Annotated in this window: 13 protein-coding genes; 6 read left to right on the plus strand and 7 right to left on the minus strand. The window is 58.1% G+C overall.

The window, feature by feature from the left end; genetic code table 11:
* Positions 1-258 precede the first annotated feature (258 nt).
* The 4 genes from VFQ24_09715 (at position 259) to VFQ24_09730 (ending at position 5,557) form a co-directional block, all read left to right on the plus strand.
* Entirely contained in the window at positions 259-978 is a 720-nt protein-coding gene (locus VFQ24_09715) for a hypothetical protein (GenBank protein HET9178616.1), read from the plus strand.
* A 160-nt stretch (positions 979-1,138) separates the two neighbouring features.
* A complete protein-coding gene (locus tag VFQ24_09720) occupies positions 1,139-2,500 on the plus strand; it encodes a cytosine permease (GenBank protein HET9178617.1) in 1,362 nt (453 codons plus the stop codon).
* Positions 2,501-2,776: 276 nt separating this feature from the next.
* A complete protein-coding gene (locus VFQ24_09725) occupies positions 2,777-4,810 on the plus strand; it encodes a PIG-L family deacetylase (GenBank protein HET9178618.1) in 2,034 nt (677 codons plus the stop codon).
* Between the two features lie 39 nt (positions 4,811-4,849).
* Positions 4,850-5,557, plus strand: a complete 708-nt coding sequence (locus tag VFQ24_09730; protein HET9178619.1) for a zinc ribbon domain-containing protein — start codon at positions 4,850-4,852, stop codon at positions 5,555-5,557.
* On the opposite strand, the gene VFQ24_09735 is transcribed toward VFQ24_09730, so the two are convergent.
* The 4 genes from VFQ24_09735 to VFQ24_09750 are packed head-to-tail and all read right to left on the minus strand — an operon-like array spanning position 5,515 to position 9,594.
* Complete coding sequence (locus VFQ24_09735) at positions 5,515-6,657, minus strand: galactokinase (GenBank protein HET9178620.1); 1,143 nt, start codon at positions 6,655-6,657, stop codon at positions 5,515-5,517. The two genes, VFQ24_09730 and VFQ24_09735, sit on opposite strands and share 43 nt — an antisense overlap.
* Before the next feature lie 24 nt (positions 6,658-6,681).
* Positions 6,682-7,650 (minus strand): galactose-1-phosphate uridylyltransferase, encoded by a 969-nt coding sequence (galT, locus tag VFQ24_09740; protein HET9178621.1) that lies wholly within the window; start codon positions 7,648-7,650, stop codon positions 6,682-6,684.
* A gap of 48 nt (positions 7,651-7,698) precedes the next feature.
* Positions 7,699-8,736, minus strand: a complete 1,038-nt coding sequence (gene mqnC, locus VFQ24_09745; GenBank protein HET9178622.1) for a cyclic dehypoxanthinyl futalosine synthase — start codon at positions 8,734-8,736, stop codon at positions 7,699-7,701.
* 57 nt (positions 8,737-8,793) lie between these two features.
* Positions 8,794-9,594: a menaquinone biosynthesis protein gene (locus tag VFQ24_09750; GenBank protein ID HET9178623.1), complete on the minus strand. Its 801-nt coding sequence runs from the start codon at positions 9,592-9,594 to the stop codon at positions 8,794-8,796.
* 154 nt (positions 9,595-9,748) lie between these two features.
* On the opposite strand from VFQ24_09750, the gene VFQ24_09755 reads away from it, so the two are divergent.
* Complete coding sequence (locus VFQ24_09755; protein ID HET9178624.1) at positions 9,749-10,606, plus strand: GNAT family N-acetyltransferase; 858 nt, start codon at positions 9,749-9,751, stop codon at positions 10,604-10,606.
* A gap of 91 nt (positions 10,607-10,697) precedes the next feature.
* Here VFQ24_09755 and VFQ24_09760 read toward each other — a convergent pair whose 3' ends face one another.
* From VFQ24_09760 to VFQ24_09770, 3 genes are all read right to left on the minus strand, one after another.
* On the minus strand, positions 10,698-11,612 hold the full coding sequence (locus tag VFQ24_09760; GenBank protein ID HET9178625.1) for a pirin family protein: 915 nt from the start codon (positions 11,610-11,612) through the stop codon (positions 10,698-10,700).
* 342 nt (positions 11,613-11,954) lie between these two features.
* Positions 11,955-12,605 carry an aspartyl/asparaginyl beta-hydroxylase domain-containing protein gene (locus VFQ24_09765; GenBank protein ID HET9178626.1) on the minus strand — a complete coding sequence of 217 codons (651 nt, stop codon included), beginning with the start codon at positions 12,603-12,605 and terminating at the stop codon, positions 11,955-11,957.
* 543 nt (positions 12,606-13,148) lie between these two features.
* Positions 13,149-14,780, minus strand: a complete 1,632-nt coding sequence (locus tag VFQ24_09770; protein HET9178627.1) for an MFS transporter — start codon at positions 14,778-14,780, stop codon at positions 13,149-13,151.
* Positions 14,781-14,924: 144 nt separating this feature from the next.
* Here VFQ24_09770 and VFQ24_09775 point away from each other — a divergent pair, with 144 nt between their 5' ends.
* Positions 14,925-15,836 (plus strand): TlpA disulfide reductase family protein, encoded by a 912-nt coding sequence (locus VFQ24_09775; protein HET9178628.1) that lies wholly within the window; start codon positions 14,925-14,927, stop codon positions 15,834-15,836.
* Positions 15,837-15,935: the final 99 nt, after the last annotated feature.

Raw genomic sequence — 15,935 nt, forward strand, 5'->3', positions numbered from 1 at the left:
TCTTCGAAGCGTATTGCGCCTGGAGGCGTATGCCCTTGGGCTTACAAAGCCGTTACCTACTTATTTTGCCCCGCCTCAATGCCCAGCGCAACTCTTTTCTGGCGCCGCCGTTGGGAACGGAATCCTGGGCGCTCGTGGACCGCTGCCGAACTGTGGCCCCTAGCCGCGACCAGGAGGCTGGACACGGAGCAAGTTTATCCTCCACAATAGAATTCGGATTTCCTTCACGAGGATCAATTGAGCACTTTGCAGGCTTCTGTGACGAAGAGTATTCCGGTGCGTGAATACGTCCAGCAGACGTTCGTGCCGCTCTCGCAGCTCGCGCATGAGTGGGAAATGCACTCGGCTGTTGCGCTGAGTCCCTCGGAAGAGCGGACGATGGTTCGCGAGCCTGCGCGGGCCGTGCCTCAGGCCATCGCCCAACGGCTCGGAAAACTGAGAGTTCTTCTGGTTCCTTTTGTCGCGTGCCAACCTACCGGCGACATGGCGGCCTTTTGCAATCCGGAAGGAGAAAAGCATTCCGCAGTATGGATTGAAAGCAGCAACCGAATTGACCTGGTCCTCGCCTGCCGAGACCTCGATCCTCATGACACCGGCTGGGAATTCCTGGCCAGTGTCGCCGAGCTTCTCCGGTCGCGACTCACGTCCGAAGAGATGGAGCGCTTCACGTCCCTCGTGCAGGAGGAATTGCGCCAGGGATTCGATGGCGAAATTGACGAAGATGCCCACGAGGCAAAGCAGCCTCTTCGCCGGCGCAGCCGGTTGTCGAAAACAAGTCCTCAATTCCAGAAGTATCGGGATATCTCTTTCACCAGTACGTGCGCCGAATACATCCACGGACTCTGGCACGACGTCCAGATCCGGGTTGGACCCGAACGCCTGCCTGTTCCTGCCCTGCGCAAGCGCATGATTCTGATGGCCCAAATGTTCCCACCGAATCCCGGCTACCAATTATTCGCCGAGGGCGAGAAAGCGTAGCGGGACGGGGCCTGCATGTCTCCACCTGGCCTGCCTTGGAGAGTGTCAGGCGCGCGTTAACACCTTCGGCCCTTTTCTTTTTGATCTTGCATAAAGGCCCGGCACAGACTATTCTTTGTCCCCGACCACTCTCTATCGCGCCTACTCGATTGGGGGTAATATGGCTGCCGAACTACCAAATTACGTCGAATCGTCCGTTCCCAATCCCCTGGACAAGCGGGTCCCCTGGTACAAAAGCACGTTTCCTTCTTACGCGGGAATTTTCTTGTGGGTGGCTTTCTATTTGGGTCTTGCAGCGCCAACCCTGAGCCTGGCAAGTCCCGCCGTTTGTCTGCTTGGACTCTTTGTGGCCGGCTTGCTCTGCTTCGCGCTTTTCTACTATGCGCCGGCCATGCTGGGCATGCAGACCGGCCGACCGCTTTACATCGTGGGAACATCCACTTTCGGGGTTAAAGGCGGCTACCTGATGCCCGGCCTACTCATGGGTTGTCTCCAGATCGGGTGGTTTGCCGTGGCGACTTATTTCGCCGTCGATTACATCATGGAGGGGCTCGGCAGCCACTCCAAAGCCCTGTTTATCGCAATTGCGCTGCTGTGGGCGTACGGGCTGGCTTGGGTAGCTATCAAAGGGATTTCCTATGTTGCGCGGATCGCACAGTTTCTAAACTGGGTGCCTCTGATTATGATTATCATCGTTTTCTGGGCCAATAAAGGCGGCTTAGCCAGCTATCAACCACCGCAACACGATTCCTGGGGCGGATTTCTAGCGATGCTCGCCATCGTCATCGGGTTTTTCGCGACCGCGGGTGCGGCAGGCGCTGATTTCGGTCTGAACAACCGAAACCGTGGCGACGTGTTTTGGGGTGGCCTTACCGGCATCGCCCTGGCCATCCTGGTGGCAGGTGGTCTGCCGGTACTTTCCGTTGCCGGCCACCTCGGGACGCTGGGAAACGCTTCGGACTTTACCTATGCGGGGACCATCAAGAGTGTAGGCGCGCTTGCCCCTGTGATGTTTTTTTTGTTTGCGGCAGCATCCATGGTGCCCACGACATTTTGTACCTTCATCGCCGGCAACAGCTTTGGAACCATGTTGCCCAAAATCCCACGGGCTGTTTCGACCATGGTGGGCGCGACTATTGGAGTCATTCTGGCCATCACGGGCGTGGCTCAGAATCTGATCGTCTTCTTCTCGATTGTAGGTGCTTCATTCGGACCGATTTGCGGGGCCATGGCAGCCGATTATCTCCTGGCCGGGAAAAAGTGGTCCGGGCCGCGCAGGGGCGTCAACTGGGCAGGATACGTGGCGTGGGCGGTGGGCTTTGTGGTTGGAATCCTCGACAAAATTCCTGGCGTTCCCGCAACTTGGGTAAAGATTGACCGGCCTGCCGTCCTTTTCTCCTTCATTGTGGGTTTTGTGGTTTACCTCATTCTTGCGAAGGCGGGCGCCTTGCCCGAACTGATTCCTCAAGCGGAACTGAAGTCGCACGCTAAGCTGCGAGCTGGTGTCCCGACTGGGCAATGACGCTGGCGGCCTTGTTTTACCAGGCACGCGTGCAGCAACCGTCAAGCGGCGCGAGAACCAAGTTTCACCCATTCTCGAGGACCGGAGGCTGCGGCCTCTTCCGTGAGTTCGCCTTGCAGCACCTCGGGCAGGCGCGCGCTTCGGCTCCCGCGTCGTGATAAATTAATTGCCCTTGCGTACAGACCCCGGTGTGCAGGGAGCCACGGGGCGAGAGTGGCGGAGAGATCGACCGCGCGAGCTGTCGCGCCTGTCCACCCCGCAACGGAGGGAATACTATTGCCAAACCACGCGCGAAAGCCCATCTGGAAAACACTGGCGTTGATGGCTGGAATTTTACTGCTCCCGGTAGCGGCTCGGGCGCAATTCCGTGTGTTGGGTGTCACCGACCGGATCAGCTACAACGCGGGTGAGGAAGTCCTGCTGCGGCTGGCCCCGGCACAAAGTACTTCGGTGTGCGACAACACGGCTTTTTCAGCTACGGTACGCTACGAAGGCGATTCGAACGCGGTACACACAACCTCACCCTCGCAGGTTTGGACCTGCCAGGACGGACAGGCTGCGGGTCCCTATTCGCTCCTCTGGAAAATCCCTGCGGATGCGCGCACGGGAAGGTATGAGGTTGACCTCCTGGGCCATGACAGAATCTCAGCGCAGCTCACGGTCAAGATTCGCGGGGCAGGATCTTTTGCCGTGCATCGCAAACTGGTCAAGATCGAGCGCATCAGCCTCGGAAAGACCTTCTACGTGACGGGTGATCCGGTCGAGTGCGACATCGCAGTGAAGAACCTGACAGACCGGCCGCTTAAGGGCCTTCGGGTTGAATTTTCAAACCGCTATTGGCCGTGGATTGCCGGCCCTGCACAGCAGGCTGCTGCGAGCATCGTGACGCTGAATGATGAACTGACGCTGTCAGGAGGCGCCGAGCAGGAAATCCACTCCAACCAAGCCGCCATTGCGGGCAATGTTGACCAGCCGACGATCCACCAGTACGGAGTTGTCGTGTGGGACCATGACAGGAAGAATGTTCTGGACATTGCCTTCAGTGATCTGGTCCTGATCAGGCCGCCCGGCACGGTATCCTCCGAGACTTATCCGTCGCAATTCATTTATCCTCAGCTAAGCGATGTTGATACCAAAGATTACCGGCACTTTTATCCTCCGGGCCTTGACCGTGGCGCCATCCAGTTCGACACAAGTCACACAATGTTTATTCCTGGCCAGGACGCAGCCGTTCACTTCTCGATTGTGAATCCGGGAAAGAGCGTCTGGAAGCAGATATCCATTGCCGCGCTCCTGCTGGATCCGGATGGAAAATCGATTGAAAAGAAAATGGTCGCAAACCAGCTTGACCTGCAGCCGGGATCGGTCGCAAGACGAGAATCGGAAACATTCAAGCTTCCTCCAGACCGTCCGGGACTCTACCAGGTCAAAGTTGTGCTGAGTGATCCATCTGGAAACAATGTTGCCGAGAACGATCTGGAACTGGGCGTGAATCCGCTACCCAAATCCATTCTGATTTTCTGCGCTCACGAGGATGACGAGGGCGGGTGGGCTGGATTGACGCGGGCGGCCATCGAGAATGACATTCCTATCCACTTTGTCTACTTTACCGGCGGCGATGCGGGATCATGTGACCGCTATTATCAGCACTCGTGCAACCCAGCGGAGGCGCTGAGCTTCGGCACGCTGCGCATGGACGAAACACGCGCCGTGTTGGGACACATGGGCGTACGCTCAAGCAGCGTTTTTTTCCTGGGGATGCCGGATGGTGGATCGGGAGAAATCTGGTACCACCATCCCGACCCTGACCATCCTTATTTGTCAGTCCTGCTGGCCTCTGATCACGCTCCCTATCAGAACGTCTTCCAGCCCAACCTGCCTTATGCGCGCGAGTCGGTTGTAGCGGCGGCGAAGAGGTTGCTGAAGGAGTTCCGTCCGGAAGTAGTGGTGACGGCGCACCCGCCCGCCGAAGGGCACATTGACCACGTTGTGAACAACTATTTTGTAGTGAAGGCGCTTCAGGAAATGGTCAGCTCGAAGGAACTATCTCCTCAGAGCATTAAGCTTTACGTTGACAGGGTCTATAATCCAAAAGAAATTCCTTCGACGCCGTATCATTATTTAGAACATGTCTTGTTTGTTTCTGGCGAAGTGATGGCACTCCATCAGGAAGCGGGCTGGTATTATCAATCGCAAGGCGGCAATCACGCCGTGGGACACATCCGCGGCTTCGACCGGCTTTCCCGCAGAATTGTTTATCGCCAGATGTTAGACTGGGAAGAGCATCAGGGGTGGAATTCCACGCCATGAAACGAGCTTTGGACAATCCCGGGAAGGAAGCCGCAGCCCATGGTTGAGGATTCCCACGCATCCGACTTCACCCAGGAGGCCCCTTTACCTGACGAGCCTTTTGCCTGTCCTCACTGCGGCCAAATGCTTGCCGCTTCCGTCCGCGTTTGTCCTTCCTGCAAAATGGAAATTGACCCGATTGATATCGCGCCACCAGCGGCCGTTGTACCCGTTTCCGCACAGGCTGTTTTGCCGCCACCCAAAGAGTACGCGCGATTTTCCTGGGGTATGTTTTTCGTCACCCTTGGAATCTGGCTGGCGGCTGCGCTGATCTCCCAGAGCCTGCTCGGAATGGAAAAAAGCCAGTTCGTTCTGGCTGGCCTGGTGGTCCTTTCCTCCGCCTGGGTGTATAGCGACGCTCGCAAAAAAAATATCCCCACACCATTCCGCTGGAGCTTGGGCTCGATTCTGCTGTGGATTATTATTTTCCCCTGGTACCTGGCGCGGCGGAGAAAACCCGGCGCAGCCTGTCCTTTCATCGAAGGTGAGGCCGGCCGTGTCGCTCGTATATGGCTCCTGATCCTGCTCTTTTTCCTCCTGCTCAGCTTCCTGATGATGCTGCTGAGAGGCCCGCGGAAGCCTTCCTCGGGTGGCAAAACGCCTGGCACGCATCGCACCGCGGCGCCCGGGGGTAAAATCGCGGCCCTGACAAACTCCATTCCCGTTCAGGCGCTGGCCAGAGCGCCTTCAGAAGCTTTGCAGACGTAGACTTCCGCATCCAGTCCCGTCGCTTTGCTGTAGCCTTTTTTGACCGCTTCCGCAAACGGTTCAGCGGCATCAGCGCGAACCAGATTTACGGTGCAGCCTCCAAAGCCGGCGCCGGTCATGCGTGCTCCCAAAACGCCCGGATGCCCCAGGGCCAGATCCACCAGAATATCGAGTTCCCTGCAACTGACCTCGTAGTCATCCCTCAGACTTTCATGCGATGCGACCATCAGCCTACCGAAGCTCTCGAGATCATCCTTCTCCAAATCTTCGACGGCCTTAAGCACCCGGTCGTTCTCACTCACCACGTGCCGCGCGCGCTTCAGTAGGACTTCACTCAGGCTGTGGCTTGCAATTTCCAGGTCTGTCAGGTCGATCTCCCGGAGAGAATTGACTGCCAGCCCCGTGGTCCCGAGTTGCGCGACGGCTTGACGACATTGCTTCAACCGGATTTCGTACTCTGAAGCGGCCAGCGCCCGGCGGACTCCCGAATAACACACCACGATCTTGACACGCCCGGACAAGGGGACGTGCCGATAAGAGAGGTCGCGGCAGTCGAGGAACAGCGCGTGGTCGCGCTTGCCCATCGCGCAGGCGAACTGGTCCATGATTCCGCAGGGCACGTGGACGAAGTCATTCTCGGCACGGCGGGCAAGGCGAACTGCCTCCAACGGATCGAGTTCAATTTCAAACAACTTCATCGCCAGCGCCACCGCGCCGACCTCAACCGCCGCGGATGAGCTGAGGCCGGCTTCTCGCGGCACGTTGCCTCCAAACGCAATGTCGGCTCCGGCCAGCCGGTGCCCCTCCTCCTGAAGGAACTTCAGTACGCCGCGCAAATAGTTGCTCCACGGGTGCTCCTCATCAGTTTCAATGGCGTCCAACCTGAACTCGACCTGGTCCCTGAAGTCGATGGAGTAAGCGTGTACAACGTCGTCATTACGCGGCTGCGCCGCAAATTCGATGGTGCGGTCAATGGCGGCGGGCAGCACAAATCCGTTGTTGTAATCGGTGTGTTCGCCGATCAGGTTCACGCGCCCGGGCGCGCGGGCCGTAACGTCAGGCGCCATTCCGAAGATTTTTTGAAAGGCTTCCTTGACCATGCTGTGTTACCCGTTCCGGTTCAATCAGCCGATTTCACGGAGAGTCGTGGGTTCTACCCGGCGCAGCTCGGCTGCCTTTTCTTCAGCCAGCGAATCATTCAGAAAGGTTCCCGCACCCGTTTCGACGCTGGCCAGGTACTTTAGTTTTTCCTTGCTCCGGTGTGGCGGATAGAACTCGATGTGAAAATGATAATAAGGATGGCGGCCACGTGTTGGGGCCTGGTGCAGCAGCATCATGTAGGGGAATGACATCCTAAAAAGGTTGTCGTACTTGCCGGTCACCCACTTCAGTATCTCCGCGAGTGCCTTTTCTTCCGATGGTTTGAACTCATCGAGCGCCCCCAGGTGTCGACGGGGATAAACGTGCACCTCGTAGGGCCAGCGCGCATAGAAAGGAATAAAGGCTGTGAACGCCCGGTTCTCAGCCACAATCCGCAGCCTCTGCTTGCGTTCCTTCTGGAGAACGTCGCAGAACAGGCAGCGGTGATGCTTGCGGTGATGGGCGCGTGCAGCAGCGAGCTCCCGCTGGATGATGGGCGGCACCAGCGGGAAGGAATAAATCTGCCCATGCGGATGCGGCATGGTGACACCGATCACTTCTCCCTTGTTTTCAAAAATCAACACGTACCGAATGCCCGGCGTCGCTTTGAGTTCCTCGAATCGCTTGCGCCAGGTTTTTACCAGCCGGGTGAGGTGCTCCACCGTAAGCTGGGGAATGGAAGTGTTGTGGTCCGGGTGGTAAAGCACCACATCACACTTGCCGTGCGAGGGCCTGACCGGATAGAAGTCGTCACCTTCAATGGCCGGGGTTTGGGCGGGAATGGTGAAGGCGGCGAAATCATTGGGATAGATATAGACGCTGTAGTCATCCGGCACGCGCCCTGAACCCGGGCAGAAAGGACACCAGTCCCGAGGCATCTGCGGTCTGTGCTGGCGGTGCGAAGCGGTAGACACCCATTCCCGCACCGTCGGATTCCATCGAAGCTCGGTCATCAGGGTAGAGCCCCAGTCAGCACCCGGTTGGCTGTAAGCAAGGCGGTCCTAATTCAGGAAGTAATTGCGATAAAGCGTGTCGCGTTTGATGGGGCGGAAGCCGGCGTCGCGAATCATCCGGCGAAGTTTTTCTTCAGAAGAGGTGCGCCCACAGCCCGCGGCGGAAACGACATTCTCTTCAATCAGAATACTCCCAACATCATTGCCACCAAAACGAAGAGCGATCTGGCAGACCTTGTGTCCCGGGGTCAACCAGGATGCCTGAACATTCTGAATGTTGTCCAGGTAAAGGCGGCTGACGGCAAGGGTCTTTAGATATTCCACTGCCGTGACTTCTTCTTTAATGAAGCGCCCCAGAGAGGTGTTTTCACGCTGGAAAAACCAGGGAATGAACGCGGTGAATCCGCCCGTCTCCGCCTGCAGCCGGCGAATGCGTTCCAGGTGCGTCATTCGTTGTTGAAGGGTCTCTCCACAGCCGAACATCATGGTGGCGGTTGTCCGCATGCCCAGTTTGTGCGCCTCGCGGTGCACGGAGAGCCATTCATCGGTGCTGCACTTCAGGCGGGCAATTCGTCGTCGGACTTCGTCGTCAAGGATTTCCGCACCTGCTCCGGGGATGGAGTCGAGACCCGCGTCCCTCAGGCGCATCAGCGTATCTCGAACGGTCAGTCCGCAGATTTCGGCAATGTTCAGAACTTCCGGCGCCGAAAGGCAGTGCAGATGGACCTGGGGATAACGGTCCTTGATGCTGGAAAGGAGGTTCTCGTAGTAATCCATCTTCAAGTCGGGGTGCAGGCCGCCCTGCATCAGCACTCCGGTGCCGCCCAGCGCCAGTGTTTCTTCGATCTTCAGATAGATGGTTTCGAGCGGCAGAACGTATCCTTCCGGCGAGCCGACGGGCCTGTAAAACGCGCAGAAGGAGCAGTACTCCGTGCAGATATTAGTGTAATTAATATTGCGATCGATCTGGTAGGTGACGATGTTACCAGGATGCAGCTTCCTGCGCTGGGCGTCAGCCTCCATGCCAATGCCGATCAGGTCGTCGGAGTGCAGCATTTCGAGAGCTTGTGCCTCAGTTAAACCCATACCACCCTGGCCTTCGATGGAAATCCCGTCGGGAGCAGTCCTGGAAGCCGCGGTTTTCTAGACTAATTCAATTTTCCTTGCCGCTGGGACCAGGCCGATTTCGCGCGCAAGGCGGTAAAAAAGCTCCAGACCGCTGCGGTTTTCCTCATCCAAAGAATAATCGATATTTTCTTTCAGGTAAACCTTCACCGCCTTCGGCGCCAGCCCCAGCCTGGGCGCGTACTCGCAGGCAATTTCGTCGATGTGCGCGAGTCCATAGTCTCTCGAGGCCTCAAAGTCCGCGCAGAAGCGGCCAAGCCCCATGTCTTTGTGACCCGCCCACACCGCAAACACAAAAGGCAACCCTGTAAATTTTTTCCACTCGGCCGCCAGATCATACACCAGCAGGTTTTGGCCATCAAATGTGAGCGCCGGATCGCCAATCAGAAGCGCCGCATCAGCCTGTTGCAGCATCTTGGCCGGTTCCGGATCAACAGTGGTCGCGCTGAAGGTTCGCAAATAAAACTTCTGCAGCAAAACCCGAACCAGCGCAACCGAAGTTCGCGAGGAATTGTCAAGCGCGACGGTCTCCACTTTTTCGATAGGCACTTTGCTGAGCAGCAGAACGCTCTTGACGGTTTCCTTTGAGGCGATGGAACATCCGGGCAGGATTCGCAGGCCATCCATGCGCTGGTACTCGATAGACGGCACAATGCCGAGGACCGCTTCGCGCCGGCGCAGTCCGTCCGCGCAATTTGCCGGAGTGGTGAAATCGAGGTCGTATTTTCCCTGCTGATCGCCCTTCAACATCCCCCAGATCAACGGGACGGTGTTCAGGTATTTGACAACCGAAACCCTGGGTCGCGTGGTGGTGTCCATGTGTTCGCCGTAGAGTTTTCATTCTAGCGCATCAGGCCATCAGCGCGCCGGGCTGAGGGCTTCGCGCGGGATTTTGCATTGATGCGGCGCTGTTTGTGGAAGAAAATTCTGTTACAATCCGGCCAACGACACGAATTACTCTGCTGGAGGAAAAATGCAGATTCAAATTCGTCGCGCCCGGCCTGAAGACGCTGAGGAACTGGGACGGATCTGTTACGAAGCGTTCAAAACGATTTCCGAGGCGCATAATTTTCCGCCGGATCTTCCTTCTCCGGAAATGGCCGCGGAGATTATTTCCATGCTCAGCTCACATCCCGGCTTTTTCGGGGTCGCGGCTGATCTGGACGGCCGATTGATCGGCAGCAATTTTCTGGATGAACGTTCGCCGATTGGCGGCATCGGACCCATCACGATTGATCCCGCCTGGCAGGACCGGTCGGCCGGGCGGCAGTTGATGGAGGCGGTCCTTCAGCGGACGCGCGAAAAGAGGCTTGCCGGAGTACGGCTGGTCCAGGCCGCTTTCCATAGCCGCTCGCTTTCTCTTTATGCCAAGCTTGGTTTTCAGGTGCGTGAGCCGCTGAGCTGCATGCAAGGGCCATCCATTAAGGCCTCGATTGCGAGATGCAGCGTCCGGGCGGCCACGGGAGCGGACATCCCGGCGTGCAACCGCCTCTGCTTCGCTGTCCACGGATACGATCGGGCGAGCGAACTCGCCGACGACGTGAAGCAAGGCAGCGCCCAGGTGGTAGAACGCGGCGGCCAGATTACGGGTTACGCAACCGAGGTTGGATTTTTCGGGCATGCCGTGGCGGCCACGAATGACGACCTCAAGGCCCTGATCGGCGCGGCTGAAGAGTTCCGCGGGCCTGGCATCCTGCTGCCTTCGCGCAACGGGGAAATGCTGGCCTGGTGCCTGCGGCACGGCCTGCGTATTACGCAGCCGATGACGCTGATGACGATGGGCTTGTATAACGAACCCGCTGGAGCTTACCTGCCGTCGATCATCTATTGAGAGCCCCAAAGGCAACGAAGGCTGAAGGCGAAAGACCGGCGGCTCTCAGGTGGGTCAGTTCATCACCGCATTAACCGCCGGCCCGCTGCCCTCACTCTGACATCTTGTGTTTCAGGAACGTGCCGTTCTTGAGCTCGCTGAATGCTTCGCGGAGCTCTTCCTGGGTGTTCATCACGATGGGGCCGTACCACGCCACTGGCTGTTCAAGCGGTTTGCCGGAGACCAGAAGAAAACGGATGCCTTCCTCGTCGGCCTGGATAGTGACCTCGTCGCCACGATCGAAGAGGATGAGCGAGCGATTGTCGGCCTCGGTGGGCGGAGTGGTGTCTAACCAGCCAGCCGGTTCCGTGGGCACTTCCAGGGGGCCTGAAGCATTGCAGAACTTGCCTGCGCCGTCAAAAACGTAGGCGAAGGCGTGGCGTGTAGTTTCAACTGGCAGGGTCTTCCGTTTGCCGGGCGGGACGGTGACGTCGATGTATACCGGGTCGGCGGCGACGCCCTCAACGGGACCCTTCTTGCCCCAGAAATTCCCGCAGACCACTCTGACCAGCGTTCCGTCGTCGTCCGTAACTTCGGGGATTTCAGCGGATTTAACTTCCTGGTAGCGCGGCGCGGTCATTTTGAGCGAGGCCGGCAAATTACCCCAGAGCTGGAAACCGTGCATGCGCCCGGAGGGGTCTCCTTTGGGCATCTCCTGATGAATGATGCCGCTGCCCGCCGTCATCCACTGCACGTCGCCTGCACCGATGGTGCCGCTGTGACCCAGGCTGTCCCCGTGCTCGACGTCGCCTGCCAGCACGTAAGTAATGGTCTCAATGCCGCGGTGCGGGTGCCAGGGGAAACCGGCGAGATAATCCTCCGGACGCTCATTGCGGAAGTCGTCCAGAAGAAGGAACGGGTCAAAGTCAGCCGTGTTGCCAAAACCGAACGCACGGCGAAGATGCACACCTGCACCCTCCAGCGTCGGCTTGGACTTAATCAGCCGCTTTACAGGTCGAAGTGACATGTGTGCCTCCAGTACTGCAAGTGTAGCCTCTGAGATGCGCTGAGGCAAACTACGTTCCAGTTAACAAGGCGGCTGTCTGTCACAAAGAAAGCTTACATGGTTTACTCAAAAACCAAGGAACGATCGTGGTTAAAGAATGTAAGTCGCTGCGAATATCAACAAAGCAGGGTATCGGCCAGTGTCATGGATGAGAGTCAGACCCACGCGCGGTTTGCGCACGGCTCCGGCAGGTACTGCTCCCTTAACAGCCCCCAGTGGGGCCGGAGACGGACATAGTCGGAGCCCTGGTTCTCTGCGCCGCCGTGTATTCACCGAACGGCAATCTTCCCTTCCCAACTCTTGCTAGAGCGGACGGAAACTGCGCATCCAGAGAATCGAACGGTTGATAGTAGAAAACGGAAAGATGGTTGGGCGCGCGAAATTAACGAACAGCACAACACGATAGGAGTCGGAGTCGTTCCAGACTTCATGCTCGTGGCTGTCATCGAAGATCAGGCTCTTTCCTTCCTTCCAGGACCTGATGTCGTTTCCCACCCGAATCCTGCAGATGCCTTCTGGTTCAGGAACCATCAATCCGAGATGGTAGCGAAGCACACCTTTGTAGGGTCCCCGGTGCGGAGGAATGTACTTCCCGGGCGATAGAATAGAAAACATGGCGGTGTTCATCTGGGGGATCTTTTTCAGGATCCGGACCGTTTCGGGGCAGCGCGAACAGTTTTCCTTTTCGACACGCCCAAAGGCATAAAGGAAATATGTCTTCCAGTTGTTGTCGTTGGTAATGCTCTTCTGCGGGGGAGAGTAATCCTGGAAATTCGTGATCTGTTCGCGCTTCAGCATCAAAACGTCCAACTCCTTGCGAATCGCCTGCCATTCCGCCTCAACATTGGCGACCCAGGGAAACTCTTCCGGCTCGAAAAACGTGCGCTCGGCATCGCGGTAGAACATGTAGTCCTCCGCAAGACCCTTCAGGGCCCTTTTTGTCTGTTTTATCATCCTTCCTCCTCCAGGCCTGTGTGGCCAGCGGGAAGACTCCAGCCGTAGAACCGATATGCCCATTCAAATGAGCACGGACTTACCCCTCCTCAGGGGATCCAAGGACAGTCGGCGGTCCGCGTAAGTCAAAATCCAATAAATTGGGTCGCGCAGTATGTCCCCGCACCTCTGGGTATCCGGGCAGATAGCACTCTATTTGCCAAACACGAGTCTTGCAGGGAATGGCGCGGCCGGAGTTGTGGGGAGGCGAAAAACCACGCTTATTCAATACATTACAGGGATCGGCGTGAGGTCTGCTTCCCTGCTTATTGTCTTTCTCAATGGGTTGCCGTCAGCCTAGGTGCGCAAGCTGTTTCCGGGCTTTCGACAAGTCCTGGATGTTTCGCTGGGTGTGGCGGGCCACGGTTTTCTGCAACACGTTGAACCAGAGACGGATGTGGCCAGTCTATCGACTGCGCAAGCTCTTTCCGGCGCGCGGAATGCCTGATTTCCTCCAGGCATACCGGCAGCATCGAATGAGCCAAATACCAGGAGGGAGCGCCGCTATTTGCTGTCCACCGCCTCGCGCGCATACAACATGTAGGAGACGGCGGGAGGTGACTCGCCCTGGTGGAAGCTCCAGGAGTAGTCGCGAAGGGTACGGTCAGGCGCAGAGTACCGTTCGCGCTGGCGCAGAAAGTCGATCCAGGAGTCTACGACAAAAGTCTCGACAAAACGCTCTGGCTGCCCCGCATCCTGGAACACTCCCCAGCGAATGGCGCCGTTGCGCATGCGCATGTCTCGGACCTTGTGGATCGCTCGGGTGAAATCGGCGTAATCTTCGGGACGGATATTGAACTCAATGGTCACCAGGACGGGGCCGTCGTCAGGATGCGGCTCGACCACCACCTGCGGGGCAGCGCGGTTAAGTCGGTAAGGTTTGAGGTCCGGCGGGATTTCCTCCAAAAGATGAAAACGGCGCACCAGAGGAATGCTGGCCAGTGCGGTCGCGGCTGCCGCCAGCAGTGCTACTGGGGTGGAAATATGTTCCGCTACAAATCCCCAGAAGGCGCTGCCTGAAGCCACGCCTCCCCAGAAGATCATCTGATACGTTCCTAGTGCCCGCGCCTGCACCCAGGGCGGCGTGGAGATCTGAACGGTCACGTTCATCGTGGAGAGAGCGCTGGTCCACGCGAATCCCGCCGCCAGCAGCGAGACGACGATAAGGGGTACGCTGCGCATAAGGCCCAGAGTCGCAAGCGTTCCGGCAAAAACGGCGGACGATCCCGCGACAATCATGTCTGCTGACAGGCGCTGCCGAAGCCGGGGAAGGAGCGAGGCTCCGACCACAGCGCCGGCACCGAGGCAGCCGTTCAGAATACCGTAGGCCATGGCGCCCTGGCGGAGATCCTGGCTTGCCACCACCGCCAGCAGGGCCCAGACGGCGCTGGCAAAGCTTGCAAACACAAAGACTCGAACGAATGTCGCGCGAAGCTCCGGCGTGTATCGCAGGTAACGCAACCCGGACATCAGCGCACCGGACAACCGCTCCGCCGGAAGTGCGCTCTTGTAAAGCGGCGTGCTGCGCCACTGATAGAGAACCAGGATTACCGCCAGGAAGGAGAGTGAATTCACCAGGAACACCGCCCCCGCTCCGAGCATTACCGTGGCAAAGGCAGCCACCATCAGCCCGCCGATCGCAGGTCCCACCGCGCGCGCCAAGTTGTAACCGGCGCTGTTCACGGCGATGGCGCTGGGGAGCTCTGAGCGCGGAACAAGCTCCGGCACGATGGCCTGCCAGGCGGGGTTGTTCATGGCGGCGCCGACGTTCAGCAGGAAAGTGAGCGCCAGCAGCGTCCAGGGAGAAATCATTCCGGCAAAGGTGAGCACACTGAGACCGGCCACCGTGGCCAGCATCCAGACCTGCCAGAAAATCAGCAGGCGGCGGCGGTCAACAATGTCGGCGGTGGCTCCGGCAGGATAACCCAGCAGGAGCACGGGAAGGCCCGCTGCGGTCTGCATCAGGGCGATCAGCAGAGGCGAGGTGGTGAGCGAGGTCATCAGCCACGTGCCCGCCGTGTCCTGCATCCAGCTCCCCACGTTTGAGACGACGGAGGAAGCCCAGCAGTTGCGGAAAATCGGATGGCGAAGCGTTCCCCAGGCAGAGGGTTTTTCGATTTCAGTTACTGTCGTCACGTGGCACCCAAACGGTGATGATAGCAGGAAGCCGGAAGGAAAAGCATCTGCGTGCGCCGCGCGGCGACATGGCGGTAAAATGTGTGCGGCTTCATGCTGGCACCGCGGGCATTGTTGCATCAAGCCTTGTGAGGAGAGAACACGATGATTCGTGAGAAGCTGAATTTATCGCGATCAGGCTCATTGCGTGTTGGTGTTCTGCTTACGCTGGTTTACCTGTTGGGTGCGGTTGTCTCCATCCAAAGTATTTGCGCACAGCAGCAGATCGCGTGGACGCCGCCGGAAAGACCCATCGTCAAGCAGATTCAGGGGCTGCGTCAGTTGCCCGACAGCACCAGGGGAAGAGTGACCAGGAAGCTTGCACTTGAGATTCGCCAGTTGTCGCCTTCAGAGAACAAGGTGCGCCTCGCAACAGGCTTAGCGACGCTTTCGACGGAGGGCGACCCGGGCGGCCGAGAAACGGTGCAAGAGGTGGCGACAACATTGGCTGGCGCGCTCGGTGAACATCCGGTCCTCGCAAAAAACGAGCAGCCCGCCATGCCCTATGCTGTACTCGCGGCGATGGTACACTTTGAGCACGTGAATGTCTCTTTGGACTCGTCGGAATTTGCAACCGCACTGACCCAACTGCAACAACAGGACCGGTGCCGACAGCAGGCCGACTTTTCTCTGGCCGACCTCGACGGTCGTGACTGGACTCTGAAGGACCTGCGCGGGAAGGTGGTGCTCGTAAACTTCTGGGCCACGTGGTGCCCGCCGTGCCGGAAGGAAATTCCCGATCTTGAGGCGCTTTACAAGCGATTCGAAGCCGACGGCCTGGTGGTTCTGGGAATCTCCGATGAGCCCGCGACAAAGGTACAACCTTTCGTCCGCCAAGAGAAGATTTCCTACCCCGTGCTGCTTGACTTGGGACGAAAGGTGAATGGTCTCTACTCGGTTTCAGGCATCCCGATGAGCTTTGTTTATGACCGCAGCGGAAAGCTGGTGGCCGAGTCGATGGACATGCGGACCAGGCAACAGTTTCTCGCCATGTTGGCCAAAGCGGGATTGAAGTAGCACGGCTTGCGTGGCTGTTCTCACCGGCTGTAGTGACAGCCGGCGGACTGCCGCGACGCCCGGCACAAGTTCAGGTGCCGGCGGATTGGACTGACCTGG

This window comes from Terriglobia bacterium (assembly GCA_035712365.1).
Taxonomy (GTDB): Bacteria; Acidobacteriota; Terriglobia; order UBA7540; family UBA7540; genus SCRD01.

Bases quoted from the DNA above. Each gene is read 5' to 3' on its own strand.
- VFQ24_09735 (HET9178620.1), bottom strand. From the start codon at position 6,657: ATGGTCAAGGAAGCCTTTCAAAAAATCTTCGGAATGGCGCCTGACGTT.
- galT (HET9178621.1), bottom strand. From the start codon at position 7,650: ATGACCGAGCTTCGATGGAATCCGACGGTGCGGGAATGGGTGTCTACC.
- VFQ24_09755 (HET9178624.1), top strand. From the start codon at position 9,749: ATGCAGATTCAAATTCGTCGCGCCCGGCCTGAAGACGCTGAGGAACTG.
- VFQ24_09775 (HET9178628.1), top strand. From the start codon at position 14,925: ATGATTCGTGAGAAGCTGAATTTATCGCGATCAGGCTCATTGCGTGTT.
- VFQ24_09765 (HET9178626.1), bottom strand. From the start codon at position 12,605: ATGATAAAACAGACAAAAAGGGCCCTGAAGGGTCTTGCGGAGGACTAC.
- mqnC (HET9178622.1), bottom strand. From the start codon at position 8,736: ATGGGTTTAACTGAGGCACAAGCTCTCGAAATGCTGCACTCCGACGAC.
- VFQ24_09750 (HET9178623.1), bottom strand. From the start codon at position 9,594: ATGGACACCACCACGCGACCCAGGGTTTCGGTTGTCAAATACCTGAAC.
- VFQ24_09720 (HET9178617.1), top strand. From the start codon at position 1,139: ATGGCTGCCGAACTACCAAATTACGTCGAATCGTCCGTTCCCAATCCC.
- VFQ24_09730 (HET9178619.1), top strand. From the start codon at position 4,850: ATGGTTGAGGATTCCCACGCATCCGACTTCACCCAGGAGGCCCCTTTA.
- VFQ24_09760 (HET9178625.1), bottom strand. From the start codon at position 11,612: ATGTCACTTCGACCTGTAAAGCGGCTGATTAAGTCCAAGCCGACGCTG.